The sequence below is a fragment of the Stenotrophomonas sp. YJH_SMC_25 genome (genome assembly GCF_059369595.1).
On sequence record NZ_JCAFSV010000012.1, the window covers coordinates 105847 to 122199 of the forward strand.

Here is a 16353-nt window from a genome sequence, read left to right on the forward strand (position 1 = left end):
CGCACCCCCACAAGGCAAACCCGATGAACCAGAAGCAATTGCTGCGCCCGGTGGCCGATGCCGCCGCACTGGCCGCGCCGCTGGCGAACTTCAACACCGCCGATGCGGTGGAATTCCTCAACACGCTGGAACTGACCCGCGCCGCGGAAACGCTGGCTGCGCTGCCGTTGCCGCGTGCAGTGAAAATGCTGGAAGCGCCGGAACTGCACCGCAGCGGCGAACTGGTGGCTGCGCTGCCGCCGGCGCGCGCTGCCGCCCTGCTCGGCTTGATGGCCGACGACCGCGCCACCGACATCGTCCATGAGCTGGATGAGGAAGAACGCGCCCGGTTGATCCCGCTGCTGGGCACCGACGCCCGCCAGGCCATCCAGAAGCTGCTCAGCTACCCGCCGAACACCGCCGGCGCGCTGATGACCACCGAGTACGTGGCGGTACCCGCCAGCTGGACCGTGGCGCAGACCCTGCAGCACATCCGCCAGGTCGAGCGCACCCGTGAAACGGTGTACGCGATCTACGTGCTGGAGCCGGCCAGCCAGCAGCTGCAGCAGGTGGTGACCATGCGCCGGCTGATCACCGGCCTGCCGGAGGAGTCGATCCTGGACGTGGCCCAGGTCAATCCACCGGTGACGGTGGACGCACTGATGGACCAGGAAGAAGTGGCACGGCTGATCCGTCGCCACGACCTGCTGGCGATCCCGGTGGTCGATGCGCAGCAGCAGATGCTCGGCATCGTCACCGTCGATGACGTACTGGATGCGCTGATCGAGGAATCCACCGAGGACGCGCACAAGTTCGGCGGCATGGAAGCGCTGGACAAGCCGTACATGCAGATCGGTTTCTTCGAGATGCTGCGCAAGCGCGCCGGCTGGCTGAGCGTGCTGTTCCTGGGCGAGATGCTGACCGCCAGCGCGATGCAGCACTATGAGGACGAACTGGCGCGCGCGGTGGTGCTGACCCTGTTCATTCCGCTCATCATGAGTTCGGGCGGCAACTCCGGTTCGCAGGCCACCTCGCTGCTGATCCGCAGCCTGGCGCTGCGCGAGCTGCGCCTGCGCGACTGGTGGAAGGTGGCCCTGCGCGAAGTGCCCACCGGCATGGTGCTGGGCGCGATCCTCGGCTGCCTGGCCATCGTGCGAATCGTGATCTGGCAGCTGGGTGGCCTGCATGACTACGGCGAGCACTGGATCCTGCTGGCGATCACCATCGGCGCGGCGCTGATCGGCATCGTCACGTTCGGCTCGCTGTCCGGATCGATGCTGCCGTTCATCCTGAAGCGGCTCGGCTTCGACCCGGCCAGTGCCTCGGCCCCGTTCGTGGCCACGCTGGTGGACGTGACCGGGCTGGTGATCTATTTCAGCATCGCCGCGATGATCCTGCACGGCACACTGTTGTAAACCGGGGTCGGTTACGGGGTCGGATCCCTTCGCGCAGCGAAGGGCTCGGACCCCTGAAGCAGCGTGCTCCGGTAGTTGCCGACCTTGGTCGGCACGCAAGGGTCACGCAAGGGTCAGAGCCCTTCCTTGGCGAAAGGGATCTGACCCCATCGCCATGGAATTTGGTTACCGTAGGCGCATGAGTACCTACCACCTGCAGTCCGTGTTCCGTCCGCAGTCGGTCGCGGTGATCGGCGGCAGCCCGCGTCAGCGCTCGGCCGGACGTGCGGTGATGCGCAACCTGCGCGGCACCGGCTTCCCCGGCAAGGTGGCGTGGATCAACCCGCGGCATGCCGAAATCGATGGCATCCGCACCGTGAAGCGGCTGAAGGACCTGGACTGGGTGCCGGATCTGGTGGTTATCACCGCGCCGGCGTCGATCGTGCCGCAGGTGGTGCGCACCGCTGCCGAACGCGGCGTGCAGGCCGCAATCATCCTCACCGCGCACCTGGGGGAAGGCCCGGGCTCGCTGTCGGCGCAGGTGGAGGCGGTGGCGCGCAAGCATGGCCTGCGCATCCTCGGCCCACACTGCCTGGGTGTGATTGCACCGCACGCGCGGCTCAATGCCAGCATCGCCGCGCACTTCCCGCAGGCCGGTGATCTTGCGTTGATCTCCGAATCCTCGGCCATTGCCGCCGCGCTGGTGGAGTGGGGCGTGGCCCGCTCGGTCGGGTTTTCCGCGGTGGTCTCGCTGGGCGACACGATGGACGTCGACTTCGGTGACCTGCTCGACTACTTCGCCACCGACTACCGCACCCGCGCCATCCTGCTCTACGTCGAGCAGATCAAGGATGCGCGCAAGTTCATGTCGGCCGCGCGTGCCGCCGCCCGCGCCAAGCCGGTAGTGGTGGTGAAGTCCGGCCGCGCCGAGCGCGTGCAGCCGGGCAGCCGCGATACCCATGTGCAGGCCCTGGCCCGCGCCGACGACGTGTATGGCGCCGCGTTCAACCGCGCCGGCCTGCTGCGCGTGGGCGCGCTGGACGAACTGTTCACGGCCGCCGAATCGCTGGGCCGGTTGGGGACCTTCCCCGGTCGTCGCCTGGCCATTCTCAGCAATGGTGGCGGTGTCGGCCGCCTGGCCGTGGACCAGCTCATTGCACTGCGTGGCACGCTGGCCAACCTGTCCGACAGCACGGTCGAGAAACTCGACGCCGTGCTGCCGCAGGGCTGGTCGCGCAGCAACCCGGTCGACATCGTGGTCGACGCCGATGGTGACCGCTATGCCGCCGCCATCGAGGCGCTGCTGGCTGACAACGAGAATGATGCGGTGATGGTGGTCAACGTGCCGACCGCATTCACTTCATCCGCAGACGCCGCACAGGCGCTTACCCGCACGCTCGGACTGCGCCCGCGCCATCACCGCGACAAACCGGTATTCGCGGTGTGGCTGGGCAACGATGACCAGGCCACCGCCACGCTCAACGCGGCACGGGTGCCGACCTATCCGACCGAGGCCGAAGCGGTGCGCGGCTTCCAGCATCTGGTGCGTTACCGCGAAGCGCAGAACGCGCTGATGGAAACACCGCCCAGCCTGCCGCAGGACTTCAGTGTCGACGCGGCGGCCGCACGCGCGCTGGTCGATGCGGCATTGGCCAACGGCCAGCAATGGCTGGACCCGTTGGCCACCCACGAACTGCTCAAGGCCTACGGCATTCCCTCCGCGCCGGTGATGCACGCGCGCGATGCGCACGAGGCAATGGACCTGGCGCAGCCGTTGCTGGAGCGTGGCGCCAGCGTGGCGCTGAAGATCCTGTCGCCGGACATTCCGCACAAGTCGGAAGTGGACGGCGTGCGCCTGAACCTGTCCACGCTGCCGGCGGTGCAGAGCGCGGCCAACGCGATCCTGTCGCGCGCACGCCAGCTGCGGCCGGATGCGCGCATCGATGGCCTGCTGGTGCAGCCGACCATCGTTCGCCCGAAGGCGCGCGAGTTGATCGTCGGCATTGCCGATGACGCGACGTTCGGCCCGGTGATCGTGGTCGGCCGTGGCGGTACCGCGGTTGAAGTGATCAATGACAAGGCGTTGGCGCTGCCGCCGCTGGACCTGCGCCTGGCCCACGAGCTGATCGGCCAGACCCGCGCCTCGCGCATCCTCAAGGCCTATGGCGATGTGCCTGCCGCCGACGAGCGCGCACTGGCATTGGCGCTGGTCAAGCTGGCACAACTGGCCGCCGACATTCCCGAAGTGCGCACGCTGGACATCAATCCGTTGCTGGTCGACGGCAAGGGCATCCTCGCCCTCGACGCACGCGTGGCGGTGGCGCCGTCGCGCATCCTGCACAAGGGCCGTGGCCATCCGCGTTTTTCGGTGTTCCCGTACCCGAAGGAGTGGGAGCGCACCATCGAACTGTCCGATGGCGGCCGCGCCTTCGTGCGTCCGGTGCGGCCGGAGGATGACGCGTTGTTCCGTGCGTTCTTCGCCCGCGTCAGCGACGAGGACCTGCGCCTGCGTTTCTTCCAGTCGGTGAAGCACTTCAGCCACGAGTTCATCGCGCGCCTGACCCAGCTCGACTACGCACGCTCGATCGCACTGGTGGCGATCGAACCGCGCAGTGGCGAAATGCTCGGCGCGGTGCGCCTGCACGCCGATGCCGATTACCACCGTGGCGAGTACGGCATCTTGATCCGCTCGGACCTGAAGGGACACGGCATCGGCTGGCGGCTGATGGCAATCATGATCGAGTACGCCAAGTGGCTGGGCCTGGACGTGGTCGAAGGCCAGGTGCTGCGCGAGAACAGCACCATGCTGGCGATGTGCCAGAGCCTGGGCTTCAAGACGAAGCTGGACCCGGATGACCCGACGGTGATGATGGTGACCCTGCCGGTGCAGCAGGTCGAGGTGCCCGAAGTGCCGCCGGTGGCGTGATCCGCGCTCGGCGGTGCACCGATCTCATCGCACCGGTTCCACCACCACAGCCGTGCCATAGCACAGCACCTCGGTCAGCCCGGTCATCACATCGGTGGCGTCGTGGCGCATGCCGATGATCGCGTTGGCGCCGGTTGTTCTAATGATTGAGCGTGGACTATGACGACGGCTTATGCCCTGCATGACGGCGCGCGATCAGCCCGAGCATGCCAGTGCACCAAGTAGTTGGCGCGTCTCTCAAGAAATGGTTATCGAATCGAGGTCACCATATGGGATAAGCGCTGACGCATTTCGCTCTTTAACTCTGCGAACAGACGTCGCTATCATTCGGTGAACGCGGGCTAAATGATTATCGAAGAGTGTCTACAGATCTGTTTCGCAAGGAAGTTCTACAAGGAAAACGTGCCGGTTGGTTGGGATCGATTTCCATCGCGCAGCCAATCAGACTCTGGGTTCTTGCGATCGCCGCTTCTGTCACCGCACTTGCTGTAGCGCTGCTGCTTTCAATTGGCACCTATACCCGTCGTTCGCATGTGGGTGGCCAGCTTGTTCCAGTTAATGGCATCGCGCAGGTCATGGCGCCCGCTGATGGGTTCATGTCGGAAGTCAGCGTTTCCGAGGGTGAGCACGTCGAAGCAGGCGAAGTGATCGCGGTCTTGACTGTCCCGCGGGCCACTACCACCGATGGGGATACGCTGGCCGCGATGGAATCCCGCTTCGAGCGCAGGACGTCCGGCCTTGAGGCCGCACAGATTGCCAAAAGGATGCGCCTGAGCGCACAGCGTGAGGGATTGAGTGGCCAACTTTCCAACGCACAGCGAGAGCTTGCACAGATTGACACGGAAGTGCTGACAAGGCGGGATCAGATCAGAATTGCAGAGGAAACGTTGGAACGCCTCCGGCTCCTTGAGGATGATCGTTACGTCAGTGTTCTCCAGATCAAGCAGCAGGAATCTGCAGCGCTCACGCAGAAGGGCGAAATGCAGGCATTGCAGCGACAGTCCATCGCCACGCGCAGGATGATCGAGCAGATCACGCAGGCGCTCAATGAACTGCCTGGAGAGAATGAGGCCGCAGAAGCGGCATTCCAGCAGGATCTGGCATTGCTTGAGCAGGAACGCGTGGAGAATACCGCACGTGGGCGCTTGGCCATTGTCGCGCCGGTCTCTGGAATTGTGGCCACCCAGCAGATCAAGGCTGGCCAGGCCGTGCAGAGCGGTCAGCCGATCGTGAGCGTGCTGCCTGGGGATGGCCGTCTGGAAGCGGAATTACTGGTTCCGAGCCGAGCGGTGGGTTTCATCGAACCCGATGACAAGGTCCTGCTCAGATACCAGGCATATCCCTACCAGAAGTTTGGACATCATGAAGGGCGGGTTTCGCGGATCAGTCGAAGCACACTGGGCGTCCCGCAGAATGGCAGCGCGACAGAGCCGATGTACCGAATCACCGTCGCGCTTGCAGCGCAAACGGTAAGCGCATACGGGAAGCCCGAGGCACTCAAACCCGGAATGCTCGTGGATGCGGATGTTCTGGGTGAGACGAGATCATTCTTTGAGTGGGTCCTTGAGCCGATCTACTCAATCAAGGGAACTGTGTTCGGACAATGACTGCAGCATTGGATGAGACAGCGTGTTGCTGGTCGAGCCAGCCCATGCACACTGGACGTGTGCCAATTTCAGGAGATCGATTGTGCGTGAACTGACCATGGATGAAGTTTTCGAAGTTGAGGGTGAAGGTGCGATGGGTGCCTTCATCAATGGTGCAGGTGCGGGTGGCTTTGCAGGTGCGCTCGCTGGTGGCCCGGCCGGGTCCGCTGCCGGTGCGCTCATCGGTGGGGGAATCGCCGTTGCGCTTTACCTGATGTAAGTCCTTCTTCTCTGAAACTCAATCAATCATATCAATATAGGAGGAATTATCATGCGTGAACTCAATAATGCGGAAGTTGCCAATGTCGACGGCGCAGGCGAAGGTGCTTCGAACGGCTTCGTCGGTGGCGTGATCGCCGGTGCGGGAGTCGGGTTCCTGGTGGGGGGGCCGGTGGGCGCATTCGCTGGCGCGGTCAGCGGTGGCATCCACGGTGCAATCGTGGGTCACTACCTGATGTGATGGGCATGGCGCAGGGGTGCTGGCGCACCCCTGCGCAATCTGTTTGGAAGCACTGGCTTCCGGAAAAATTGGCAGGAGGAGAGCAGATCATGAAGTTTCCGGGTATCGACGAAAAGACGTTCGCCATCTGTGTGTGCTGCCTGGCCGTGGTCGCGGCATCTTCAGACCGCCGGATCTGGTCACTTCTGTGCGTTGGTGCGATTGTGGTCGCTATCGCCAGATTCGTTGATGCAAGACGCAAGCGAGTTCAGAGAGAACATACGTCGAATTGAACCCTTGTGCGGGAAAAATTCACGCTGCCGAAGGTGATCATGCGGCGTGTTCGGTAGTGGCCATTGGTACTGAGGTTTGCACCAGAGGCGTCTGTTTCAGATTGACTGGGATCTTGGGCTTGTCATCGGAATGAAAGCGATACTGCAGTCGGAGGCAACGGAATGTGGGCTGGCGTCGATCGCGATGATCGCCGACTTTCATGGGAAGAAGATCGGTCTAAGCGAGATCCGCCGGCGCTATCCGTTATCGCTCAAGGGTGCCAAGCTGGCCCAGCTCATCCACATTGCACATCAGTTGGGACTGTCTTCGCGGCCCTTGCGGCTTGAGATGGAGCACCTTTCCGAACTCAAACTGCCTTGTATTCTACATTGGGATCTGAGCCACTATGTGGTGCTGGCAAAGGTGGGCCGCAGCGGCGTCAGGATTCTTGATCCCGCCATCGGTGAGCGGGTGCTTGCGCTGGAGGAGGTGTCCGAGCATTTCACCGGTGTGGCGCTTGAGCTGGCTCCCACGTCGGAGTTCCAGAAGGAGGCCCGGCCGGATTCGATCTCACTGCGGCAGCTGACGGGACAGATCAATGGCCTGTGGCCCTCGTTGGCGTTAGTCCTGCTTCTCTCGGTCGCGCTCCAGATCTTCGTGGTCCTTGCCCCGTTCTATACCCAGTGGGTGGTGGATCAGGCACTGGTTTCGGCAGATCGGGATCTCCTTACGGTACTGGGAATAAGCTTCGGGCTTGCCATGCTGTTGCAGGTGGCTATCGGGCTGTTGCGCGGTTGGTCTGTCATCTATCTCTCCTCTACTCTGGGCTTGAGATGGATGGGGAATGTTATCGGGCATCTGCTGCGATTGCCGTTGGACTTCTTCGAGAAGCGACACCTGGGCGATATCACCTCTCGGGTCTCGTCGGTGCAATCCATCCAGAGGACGTTGACGACCAGTTTCGTCGAAGCGCTCATCGATGGCCTGATGGCGATCGTCACGCTAGGAGTCATGGTTCTCTACAGCTGGAAGCTAGCGTTGGTGACGCTGGCGGCGGTGGTGCTGTACACCTTGGTCCGCGCCACCGCGTACGCGCCAGTTCGCAATCGTACCGAGCGCCAGCTCGTTGCCAGTGCAAAGCAGCAATCGCATCTGCTCGAGTCGATCCGCGGCATGCAGAGCATCAAGATCGCCGGCCAGGAGCCGATGCGGAGGGCAACCTACGAGAACCTGATGGTTGGCACGGTCAATGAAGAAGTCAGGCTTTCGAAGCTGACGCTCGGCTTCACCGTTACCAGTCAGCTGATCTTCGGAGTCGAGAGGATTGCTGTCATCTGGATTGGCGCGGTGCTGGCCATGAACAACGTGTTCTCGGTTGGCATGTTGGTAGCCTATCTTGCGTACAAGGACCAGTTCGCACTACGAATGGCTGGTCTGATCGACAAGGCCATCGAGTTCAGGATGCTTCGCCTGCATGGCGAGCGATTGGCGGATGTCGTTCTGAGTGAACCTGATCAGGATTTCGATCAGATCGACACAGTGGTACCAATTTCGTCCTCCATCGAGGTCGAGAATCTCTCCTTCCGTTACGCCGAAGGTGAGCCCTGGATCGTCCGCAACTGTTCCTTTCGTGTTGAACAGGGTGAAGCAGTGGCCATCGTGGGCGCATCAGGTTGCGGCAAGTCGACCCTGATGAAACTGCTGCTCGGATTGCTCAAGCCCAGCGAAGGAAGCGTAAGCATCGGCGGGATAGATATCCAGAAGCACGGTCCACGTGGCGTCCGCTCCATGATCGGAGCGGTGATGCAGGATGACCAGTTGTTTGCCGGGAGCATTGCCGACAACATCAGCGGCTTCGACAGTGGCTTCGATGAACAGCGCATTGAGGAAGCTGCTCGAATGGCCGCGGTGCACGATGACATCGCGGGGATGGCGATGGGTTACCACGGTCTTATCGGCGACATGGGCAACTCGCTCTCAGGCGGTCAGAAGCAGCGAGTGATTCTGGCCCGCGCCCTCTACCGCCGGCCACGGATTCTGTTTCTAGATGAGGCCACCAGCCATCTTGATGTCATGCGCGAGCGCTTGGTCAACGAAGCCGTGCAGCGTATGGAGCTGACCAAGGTGATCGTGGCCCATAGGCCGGAGACCATAAACAGCGCCGACCGCGTGCTCGTGATGGAGCAGGGGCGGATCGTCCAGGAGGTGCGGCCCCAGCGTGGGGCGTCGACGGCGCCTGCTTCCGACGCCGAGGAATGCGTCGCGGCATCGGTCTGACTCGCGTCCCACAGGGTATCCAGAAGCGGGCGTGGGTCCGGCGCGCCTGGCTCATCCGGCGGCACGTCGCCGCGCTTGGCGCGGTCGCTGGCATGGCGCCGTCACCGCACCGGCGCGACAATACCCCCATGACCGACCGTACCCCCCTGTTGCTGCTGCCCGGCCTGCTCAACGATGGCGAGCTGTGGCGCGCGCAGTTGGCCGATCTGGCCGACATTGCCGATTGCACCGTAGGCGACCAGACCCGTGGTGAGACCCTGCACGCCGTGGCCGAGGATGTGCTGGCGCAGGCGCCGGAGCGCTTCGCGCTGGCCGGTTTCTCGCTGGGCGGTTTCGTCGCCCAGCAGATTCTGCGCATCGCGCCGGAACGCGTGTTGCAGCTGGCGCTGGTCGATACCTCGATCCACGCCGATTCACCGGAACGTGCCGAACAACGCCGCAGCCAACGCGCCAGTGTGCGCCTGCCGGGGAAGTTCCACGGCTTCGGCGATGCGCTGATGCGCAGCTACATCGACGCCTCGCGGCTGGATGACTACGTGCTGGTGCAGCGCGTGCGCGACATGACCGCCCGCCTGGGCGCGGAAGTGTTCCTGCGCCAGAGCGCGCTGGAACGCCCTGACGGCCATGACGTGCTGGCTGGCTACCGCGATCCGCTGTTGATCATCTGCGGGGCCAACGATCACATCACGCCGCTGGCAGTAAGCGAGGAAATGCATGCCCTGGTGCCGCACTCGCAGCTGGTGGTGGTGCCCGATTGCGGGCACCTTGCCCCGATGGAGAAGCCGGACGAGGTCAGTGCGGCGATGCGTGGGTGGTTGCTGCAGGCGTGACACTGTCCAGCTTGATGGATTCCTCGTTCCAACCCATGCCGTTGTAAACGTGGTAGCGCAGGACGCCGATGTACTCGTGCAGCATCACTTCGATCAGCAGCAGGTTGTACGCAGAGGGAAGCCACCCCGGCGAGGCGCGGAGGCGATCACTGGGCAAGCCCTCGGCCACGACACCGAAGTGCCGGAAGTAGATCAGACTTCGCCTTAGGTGCAGGCCAGAGGTCACCAGCACTACCCGGACACTGTCGCGCTGGATCATTCGGCTGCTGTTGCTGGCGTTCTGCCAGGTGTTCACGCTGGCGTGCTCGCGGATGATGTGTTCCGCAGGCACGCCCAGCGCAATCAGTTCACGCGCGTAGACGTTGGCTTCTGCGGCATTGTCTGGCGCAGTAGCGCCACCGCTGACCAGCACCACGCAGGATTCGCCGGTGCGTTCGCAGGCGAGGTAGCGCTGCGTTGCGGCCATCAACCGGCTATAGCCAGCCAGGCCGGGCCTGGAGCCGTGAGCGTCCTGATCGATGCCAGCGCCCAGCACGACAATCGCCGTGCGTGGATGGTGCGCTGTTGCAGTGCTTGGCGGCGCGTCCTGTGCCAGGTCCAGCAGCAGTTGCGTGATGGGCGCGCTCGCGCTGGCCAGGATGGCCAGTGGCGCTACGGCGAGCAGGGCGCCGCTACGCACGTGTCGCTTTCGAACCAGAACCGCACACGAGAGCAGCAGAAAGAGTGTCAGGGCGAGCATGTCGAACCTCAGGAAAATTTGAAAGGAATCCGATGGCATTACGCGATCGTTGCTTCCATGCTGGATGCCATGGATCTGAAGCGAATGTCACTCCCGGTCAGATGTGTTGCCATCGTGGGCGCCATCCTGCTCGCGGTTGCAGGCGGGCATCTACTGGGTAGCATGTTTCCGCAGCTGTTCCTGCAGATCCATCAACGGATGCAGTAGTCCGTACGCTCCGCACGTTGTCGCTTCAGGCCTCTGTTTGGGTGTCGCGGAACGCGGAAACGCATCTCTTCAGGTGTTGAATGCGACAAGCAGAGGAAAGCAATGCGACGCTTGAACTCAACGCAAGGCGTAGAGCCGCGGCGACATCCTGCAGACGGACCTGAGCTCGGGGAGCGATCGATGCTCAACCTGATTGCAGCGACCGCGCCAGACCAGTTCTCATCGTTTGTCGTTGACCTGGACGAGGCGATTTCGCGCTGGATGAGCGCTGCGGAGAATGAATCCCCGGGTTGCCTGGAACAGGAGCTTTCGCGCATGCATGCCTTGAAAAGTGTGACCTCGGCCTTGGGCAGCTGCAGGATTGCCGATGCCTGCGAAAATCTGGCTGATGCTCTCCGCTCCGGCGAAGCCATCGGCAGCGTGCGGCTGCGCGGCTGCGCGCTGGCAATCTCGGCAAAGCGCCTTCTGGGACGCACGACAGGTCAATCACTGACCGGGGGGCGCTGACATGCATGATCCGTACACGCCCTCTCCAATGTCGTCCCCGGCAGCGCTGCTGCATGCTGCGCGCGTGCTGGAAATGCATCGTCTGGCTCTACTGCTGTCATGCTTCCAGGAGCCGCGCGCCAGTGGGTTCCGTGTGCTGCTGCAGGCGCTTGCGGTGCTGTGGTGCTGGCTTTGGATCGATGGCCCTCAGCCTGTTCTGGCCGATGAGGCAGCGCGGGTGCTGCCGGCCGCCGTTGTACTTCTGGCGGTATCTGTAGCGTGGGCACTCTTTGTAAACCTTCGCAGGGCGCGTCACGACACGTGGTACGACGCGGCGGGCCTTCTGCTCAGTCTGGCGATGGTGGCCATCCAGGTGCACGCGGCCTTCATCCTGTTGATGGCACTCAATGCAATCCTGCCGTTCCTCGTCATCGCCGCGACGGTGGCTTACGGACGCAAGGCCATGGCGCCGGCAATCGCGGTAACGGCCGTGGCGCTGCTTTGGGCAGCCCCCGAAGGCTACTGGTTCTCGCGGCCCGCCTATCTGGCCTATGCGCTGGCGCTGACCATCCTGTTGCCGCTGGTCGTGGCGTCATTGGTGGCAGCGATGCGCGAAATCGCGTTGCGTGCCATTGCGTCGCGTGAGGCGCAGGGGCGATTCGTCGGCACCATGAGTCATGAGCTTCGCACGCCGCTCAATGCCATCATCAGCGGCATCCAGCTTCTGGAGGTCAATACGGCAAGTGCTGCCCAGCGACACGCACTGGCCACCGTTGCAGGGCAGGCCCAGGCGCTCCGACGTCGCATTGATGATGTACTTGATGTTGCCAGCATTGATGGTGGCAAGCTGAAACTGCGGCCACATCCTTGTTCGCTGCGTTCCATCATCGAGGCGGCGCAGGCGAGCTGCATGCCTGCGGCTGCAGACAAAGGCGTGGTACTGCAGGTGGATGTGGGGAGAGCAGACGTATGGCTGTTGGCAGATGGCGGTCGCATCGAACAGGTGGTGACCAATCTTCTCTGCAATGCCATCAAGTTCAGTCCCATGGCGGGCGAGGCGAGGGTCTCGGTTGGCGCCGTTCGAGCGGTGGATGACTGGCAGGTGCGGATCTCGGTCTGCGACTCCGGGACGGGCATCGACGAAGCGCAGAGAGACATGATTTTCTCGCCTTTCGTGCAGGTCAGTCAGGGCGAAGCACGTTGCGAACAGGGCGTCGGGCTCGGGCTGTACATCGTTCGGCTGATTTCCGATGCCATGGGCGGAACGATCAGCGTCGGCCGCAGCGATGTCGGCGGCGCCTCATTCGTGTGGTGCTTCGCTGCTGCCGTGGCCGATGAGGCTGAGCCGCTTCCTTCCCTGGGTGAGCTTTTCCAGTTGCACGCGGCGGTGGTTCGTCCGCTGCACTGCCTGCTGTTCGAAGACGTGGAGACCAACCGCGAGGTGGTGCAGCACCTGCTGCAGTGTGCAGGCCATCGCCTCAGCTTCCGGAAAGATGGTCACGATGCTCAGGCCGTCATCAAGGCGCTGGCGCCCGACGTAGTTCTGCTGGATCTGCACATGCCAGGTTGCAGTGGGTGGGACGTACTGGAGGCGCTGGTCAGGGACCCTGCGGCGCCTCCCGTTCTGGTGATGAGCGCAGACACCCGGGTAGAGGTGATTGACAGGGCGCAGGCGCTGGGCGCGGCTGGGTTTCTGTGCAAGCCACTGGACATCGAGAGCGTCCTGGATATGTTGCGCGGTGTTGCCGAGCGCTGACCGTCCGGTAGGTGCCGACCAAGGTCGGCACCTACCGATTCCGATCCGCAACCGCGGTCGGGATCAATCCCAGGCGGGTGCAATCCCTTCCGGATTCGCCAGGCGATGGCCACGATCCAGCTTGGCGATCTGCGCCATGTCTTCGTCGGTCAGGCGGATCGCTGCCGCTTCCAGGTTGCTCGACAGGTTCTCGCGCTTGGTCGACGACGGGATCACCGAGAAGCCCTGCTGCAGCGCCCAGGCCAGCGCGATCTGCGCCGGAGTGGCCTGGTGACGGCCGGCAATGGCCTGGATCACCGGGTCCTTGATCACCTCGCCATAGGCCAGGCTCATGTAGGCAGTGACGTGGATGCCGTTGTCCTGCAGGAACTTCACCAGCAGGCGGTTCTGCAGGTACGGGTGGATCTCGATCTGGTTGGTGGCGATGGCGTCGGCACCGAGGATGCCGATCGCCTTGCGGGTCTGGGCGATGGTGAAGTTGGAGATGCCAATCGCCTTCGTCAGGCCCTGTGCCTTGGCCTCGGCCATCGCCGGCAGGTACTCCTCCATCGGCACGTCGACCTTGTCGTTCGGCGACGGCCAGTGGATCAGCGTCAGGTCCACATGATCGGTACGCAGCTTTTCCAGACTGGTACGCAGGCTGGCCAGCAGCGCTTCGCGCTTGAACGCGGTGATCCAGACCTTGGTGGTCAGGTAGATCTCTTCGCGCGGCACGCCGGAATCGGCGATGGCCTGGCCGACCTCGGCTTCATTGCCGTAGATCTGCGCGGTATCGATGGCGCGGTAGCCGACATCCAGCGCGTTGCGCACCGAGTCGATCACGGTCTGGTCTTTCAGGCGGAAGGTGCCGAGACCGAAGGCGGGGACAGTCATGGGGAGCTCCAGCAGAGGGGAGGGATGCGAATATCCAGCAAAGGGTAGGCCAGTGGCCGCATGCGTGCCGGCAACGGTGCATTGCACCACCGTACCGGCAGGGCATGACCTATCTCAATGCGTGGCCACGGCGATGCCATCGGCGCGGTCATCGATGCCGTCGCGGCGGTCCAGGCGGCCGCTGAGCACGGTCAATGCATACGCACCCACCACCACCAGCGCGCCCAGCCACGGCGTGTGCATCAGGCCGATGTTCTCCACCACCAGGCCGCCGAGCGAGGCGCCCAGCGCGATACCGATGTTGAAGGCGGCGATGTTCAGCCCCGATGCCACGTCGGTGGCCTGCGGCGCATAGCGCTGAGCCTGCTTGACCACATACACCTGCAGGCCGGGCACGTTGCCGAACGCCACCGCACCCAGTGCCAGTACCGTCAGCAGCATCAGCCAGGTGTTGTAGGCGGTGAAGGTGAGCACGAACAGCACGACGGCCAACAGGGCGAAGATGCGCTTCAGTGCGGGCACCGGGCCCATGCGGTCGGCCATGCGCCCGCCCCACAGGTTGCCGATCGCCACCGACACGCCGTACACCAGCAGCACCAGGCTGACTGCGTTTGCCGAGAAACCAGTGACGTCCTGCAGGATCGGCGCCAGATAGGTGAAGGCCAGGAAGGTGCCGCCGTAGCCCAGCGCGGTCATCGCATAGACCAGCAGCAGGCGGGGTTGGGCGAGTACGGCCAGCTGCTGGCGGAAGCTGGCCGGCGCACTCTGCGGCACGCTGCGCGGCACGAACAGCAGCGCGCCGAGCAGGGCGATCACGCCCAGCGCGGCCACCGCCAGGAAGGTGGCGCGCCAGCCCAGGTGCTGGCCGATGAAGGTGCCCAGCGGCACACCGGTCACCAGCGCCACGGTGAGGCCGGTGAACATGATGGCGATCGCGCTGGCGGCCTTCTCCTTCGGCACCACCGCGGTGGCGATGATCGAACCGATCGAGAAGAACACACCGTGGGCGAGGCCGGTGAGGATTCGGGCGACGATCAGCGAGGTGTAGCCCGGCGCCAGGAAGGCGATGACGTTGCCGAGGGTGAACAGCACCATCAGCGCCACCAGCAGCGACTTGCGCGGCACGCGGCCGGTGAGCGCGGTCAGCACCGGCGCACCGATGGCCACGCCGAGGGCATACAGCGAGACCAGCAGGCCGGCCGAGGGCAGGCTGACCTGAAGGTCGGCGGCAATGGTGGGAATCAGGCCGACGATGACGAACTCGGTGGTGCCGATGGCGAAGGCACCGAGGGTCAGCGCCAGCAGGGCGAGGGGAATGCCACGGATCATGGCCGGCTCCGGAGGGAAGGAAGGCGCGCAGTGTGCGCGGCGCACCTTTGCGGAAAAAACCGGCCTTCACGCCAATCACTATTGCCGCCCAGTCAATAATGGAGGCATGAAGACCACTCTCGATGAAATGCAGGCCTTCCTCGCGGTGATCGACAGCGGGTCGATCAGTGCTGCCGCCGAACAGCTGGGGCAGACGCCGTCGGGCGTGAGCCGGGCGCTGGGGCGGCTGGAAGACAAGCTCGGCACCACCCTGTTGACCCGTACCACCCGCCGCCTGCACCTGACCGCAGAGGGCGAGGCCTACCTGCGCCATGCACGGGCGATCATCGATGCGGTGGAGTCCGCCGAGGAACAGATGGCCGCCCGCCGCGAGCGCCCGGCCGGACGCCTGCGCGTGGATGCGGCGATGCCGTTCGTGCTGCACGTGATCGCGCCGCTGGTGGCCGGGTACCGCGCGCGCTACCCGGAGGTGCAGCTGGAGTTGAACAGCTCCGAGCGCTACATCGACCTGCTGGAACGGCGCACCGACCTGGCGATCCGGATCGGGCTGCTGGCCGACTCCACCCTGCATGCGCGGCCGTTGGGTCGCTGCCAGCTGCGGCTGGTGGCCAGTCCGGCCTACCTGGCGGCACACGGCGAACCGGCCAGCGTCGCCGCGCTGGGCCAGCACACCCTGCTCAGCTTCAACGAACCGGAATCGTTGAATCACTGGCCGCTGCCGGGCGATGCCGATGGCCTGCTGCGGGTGCGACCGGATATCGCGGTGTCCAGCGGCGAAACACTACGCCGACTGGCGGTGGAAGGCGTGGGCATCACCTGCCTGTCCGACTTCGTGACCGACCGCGACCGCGCCGCCGGCACGTTGGTGCCGGTGCTGGCGACGCAGACGCTGGATGTGTACCAGCCGATCCACGCGGTGTATTACCGCAACACGGCGGTGTCGGCGCGGATCAGCTCGTTCCTGGATTACCTGGGTGAAGCGATGGCGCGGAGCGATTACCTGCGCTGAGGTCGTGGTGGGGTTGCCGGCCAGCGGCCGGCACTACCGCAGGTTAAGGCGGGTGCGGACCGTTGGTCCGCACGGCCCCTGCCATCGCCCGACCAACGGTCGGGCGCTACCCATGTGGTGGTGGGGTTGCCGGCCAGCGGCCGGCACTACCGCAGGTTACGGTGGGTGCGGACCGTTGGTCCGCACGGCC

At 64.1% G+C, this 16353-nt stretch carries 13 protein-coding genes and 1 pseudogene; 10 read left to right on the forward strand and 4 right to left on the reverse strand.

Annotated elements, in window-relative coordinates; genetic code table 11:
* The first annotated feature begins 23 nt into the window (after window positions 1-23).
* The gene (gene mgtE, locus AC5P7E_RS16430) at window positions 24-1394 is read left to right on the forward strand and encodes a magnesium transporter (protein ID WP_043034452.1); all 1371 of its coding nucleotides are present in this window, start codon (window positions 24-26) and stop codon (window positions 1392-1394) included.
* A gap of 178 nt (window positions 1395-1572) precedes the next feature.
* A complete protein-coding gene (locus AC5P7E_RS16435) occupies window positions 1573-4299 on the forward strand; it encodes a bifunctional acetate--CoA ligase family protein/GNAT family N-acetyltransferase (RefSeq protein WP_099473854.1) in 2727 nt (908 codons plus the stop codon).
* 24 nt (window positions 4300-4323) lie between these two features.
* On the opposite strand, the pseudogene AC5P7E_RS16440 reads toward AC5P7E_RS16435, so the two are convergent.
* Window positions 4324-4440, reverse strand: a pseudogene (locus AC5P7E_RS16440) (heavy metal-binding domain-containing protein); the annotation flags it as partial.
* 218 nt (window positions 4441-4658) lie between these two features.
* Here AC5P7E_RS16440 and AC5P7E_RS16445 point away from each other — a divergent pair.
* The 5 genes from AC5P7E_RS16445 (at window position 4659) to AC5P7E_RS16465 (ending at window position 9764) form a co-directional block, all read left to right on the forward strand.
* The gene (locus AC5P7E_RS16445) at window positions 4659-5906 is read left to right on the forward strand and encodes an HlyD family secretion protein (RefSeq protein WP_108270096.1); all 1248 of its coding nucleotides are present in this window, start codon (window positions 4659-4661) and stop codon (window positions 5904-5906) included.
* Window positions 5907-5988: 82 nt separating this feature from the next.
* Window positions 5989-6165, forward strand: coding sequence for a hypothetical protein (locus tag AC5P7E_RS16450; protein WP_165931253.1), 177 nt, complete (start codon window positions 5989-5991; stop codon window positions 6163-6165).
* A gap of 51 nt (window positions 6166-6216) precedes the next feature.
* Window positions 6217-6405, forward strand: a complete 189-nt coding sequence (locus tag AC5P7E_RS16455; RefSeq protein ID WP_099473850.1) for a Blp family class II bacteriocin — start codon at window positions 6217-6219, stop codon at window positions 6403-6405.
* A 402-nt stretch (window positions 6406-6807) separates the two neighbouring features.
* On the forward strand, window positions 6808-8934 hold the full coding sequence (locus AC5P7E_RS16460) for a peptidase domain-containing ABC transporter (protein WP_099473920.1): 2127 nt from the start codon (window positions 6808-6810) through the stop codon (window positions 8932-8934).
* 128 nt (window positions 8935-9062) lie between these two features.
* Window positions 9063-9764, forward strand: a complete 702-nt coding sequence (locus tag AC5P7E_RS16465; RefSeq protein WP_329761706.1) for an alpha/beta fold hydrolase — start codon at window positions 9063-9065, stop codon at window positions 9762-9764.
* On the opposite strand, the gene AC5P7E_RS16470 is transcribed toward AC5P7E_RS16465, so the two are convergent.
* Window positions 9727-10503: a YdcF family protein gene (locus tag AC5P7E_RS16470; protein ID WP_012481587.1), complete on the reverse strand. Its 777-nt coding sequence runs from the start codon at window positions 10501-10503 to the stop codon at window positions 9727-9729. The genes AC5P7E_RS16465 and AC5P7E_RS16470 overlap by 38 nt on opposite strands.
* A 387-nt stretch (window positions 10504-10890) precedes the next feature.
* On the opposite strand from AC5P7E_RS16470, the gene AC5P7E_RS16475 reads away from it, so the two are divergent.
* Both AC5P7E_RS16475 and AC5P7E_RS16480 read left to right on the forward strand, forming a co-directional pair.
* On the forward strand, window positions 10891-11217 hold the full coding sequence (locus tag AC5P7E_RS16475; RefSeq protein ID WP_099527226.1) for a hypothetical protein: 327 nt from the start codon (window positions 10891-10893) through the stop codon (window positions 11215-11217).
* 1 nt (window position 11218) lies between these two features.
* A complete protein-coding gene (locus AC5P7E_RS16480; RefSeq protein WP_049395767.1) occupies window positions 11219-12952 on the forward strand; it encodes a hybrid sensor histidine kinase/response regulator in 1734 nt (577 codons plus the stop codon).
* A 63-nt stretch (window positions 12953-13015) separates the two neighbouring features.
* Here the strand turns inward: AC5P7E_RS16480 and dkgB are convergent, their stop codons facing one another.
* Both dkgB and AC5P7E_RS16490 read right to left on the reverse strand, forming a co-directional pair.
* Complete coding sequence (gene dkgB / locus AC5P7E_RS16485; RefSeq protein ID WP_099473846.1) at window positions 13016-13825, reverse strand: 2,5-didehydrogluconate reductase DkgB; 810 nt, start codon at window positions 13823-13825, stop codon at window positions 13016-13018.
* A 114-nt stretch (window positions 13826-13939) separates the two neighbouring features.
* Window positions 13940-15154, reverse strand: coding sequence for an MFS transporter (locus tag AC5P7E_RS16490; protein WP_005411585.1), 1215 nt, complete (start codon window positions 15152-15154; stop codon window positions 13940-13942).
* Window positions 15155-15260: 106 nt separating this feature from the next.
* On the opposite strand from AC5P7E_RS16490, the gene AC5P7E_RS16495 reads away from it, so the two are divergent.
* Entirely contained in the window at window positions 15261-16163 is a 903-nt protein-coding gene (locus AC5P7E_RS16495) for a LysR family transcriptional regulator (protein WP_062605378.1), read from the forward strand.
* The last annotated feature ends 190 nt before the right edge of the window (window positions 16164-16353 follow it).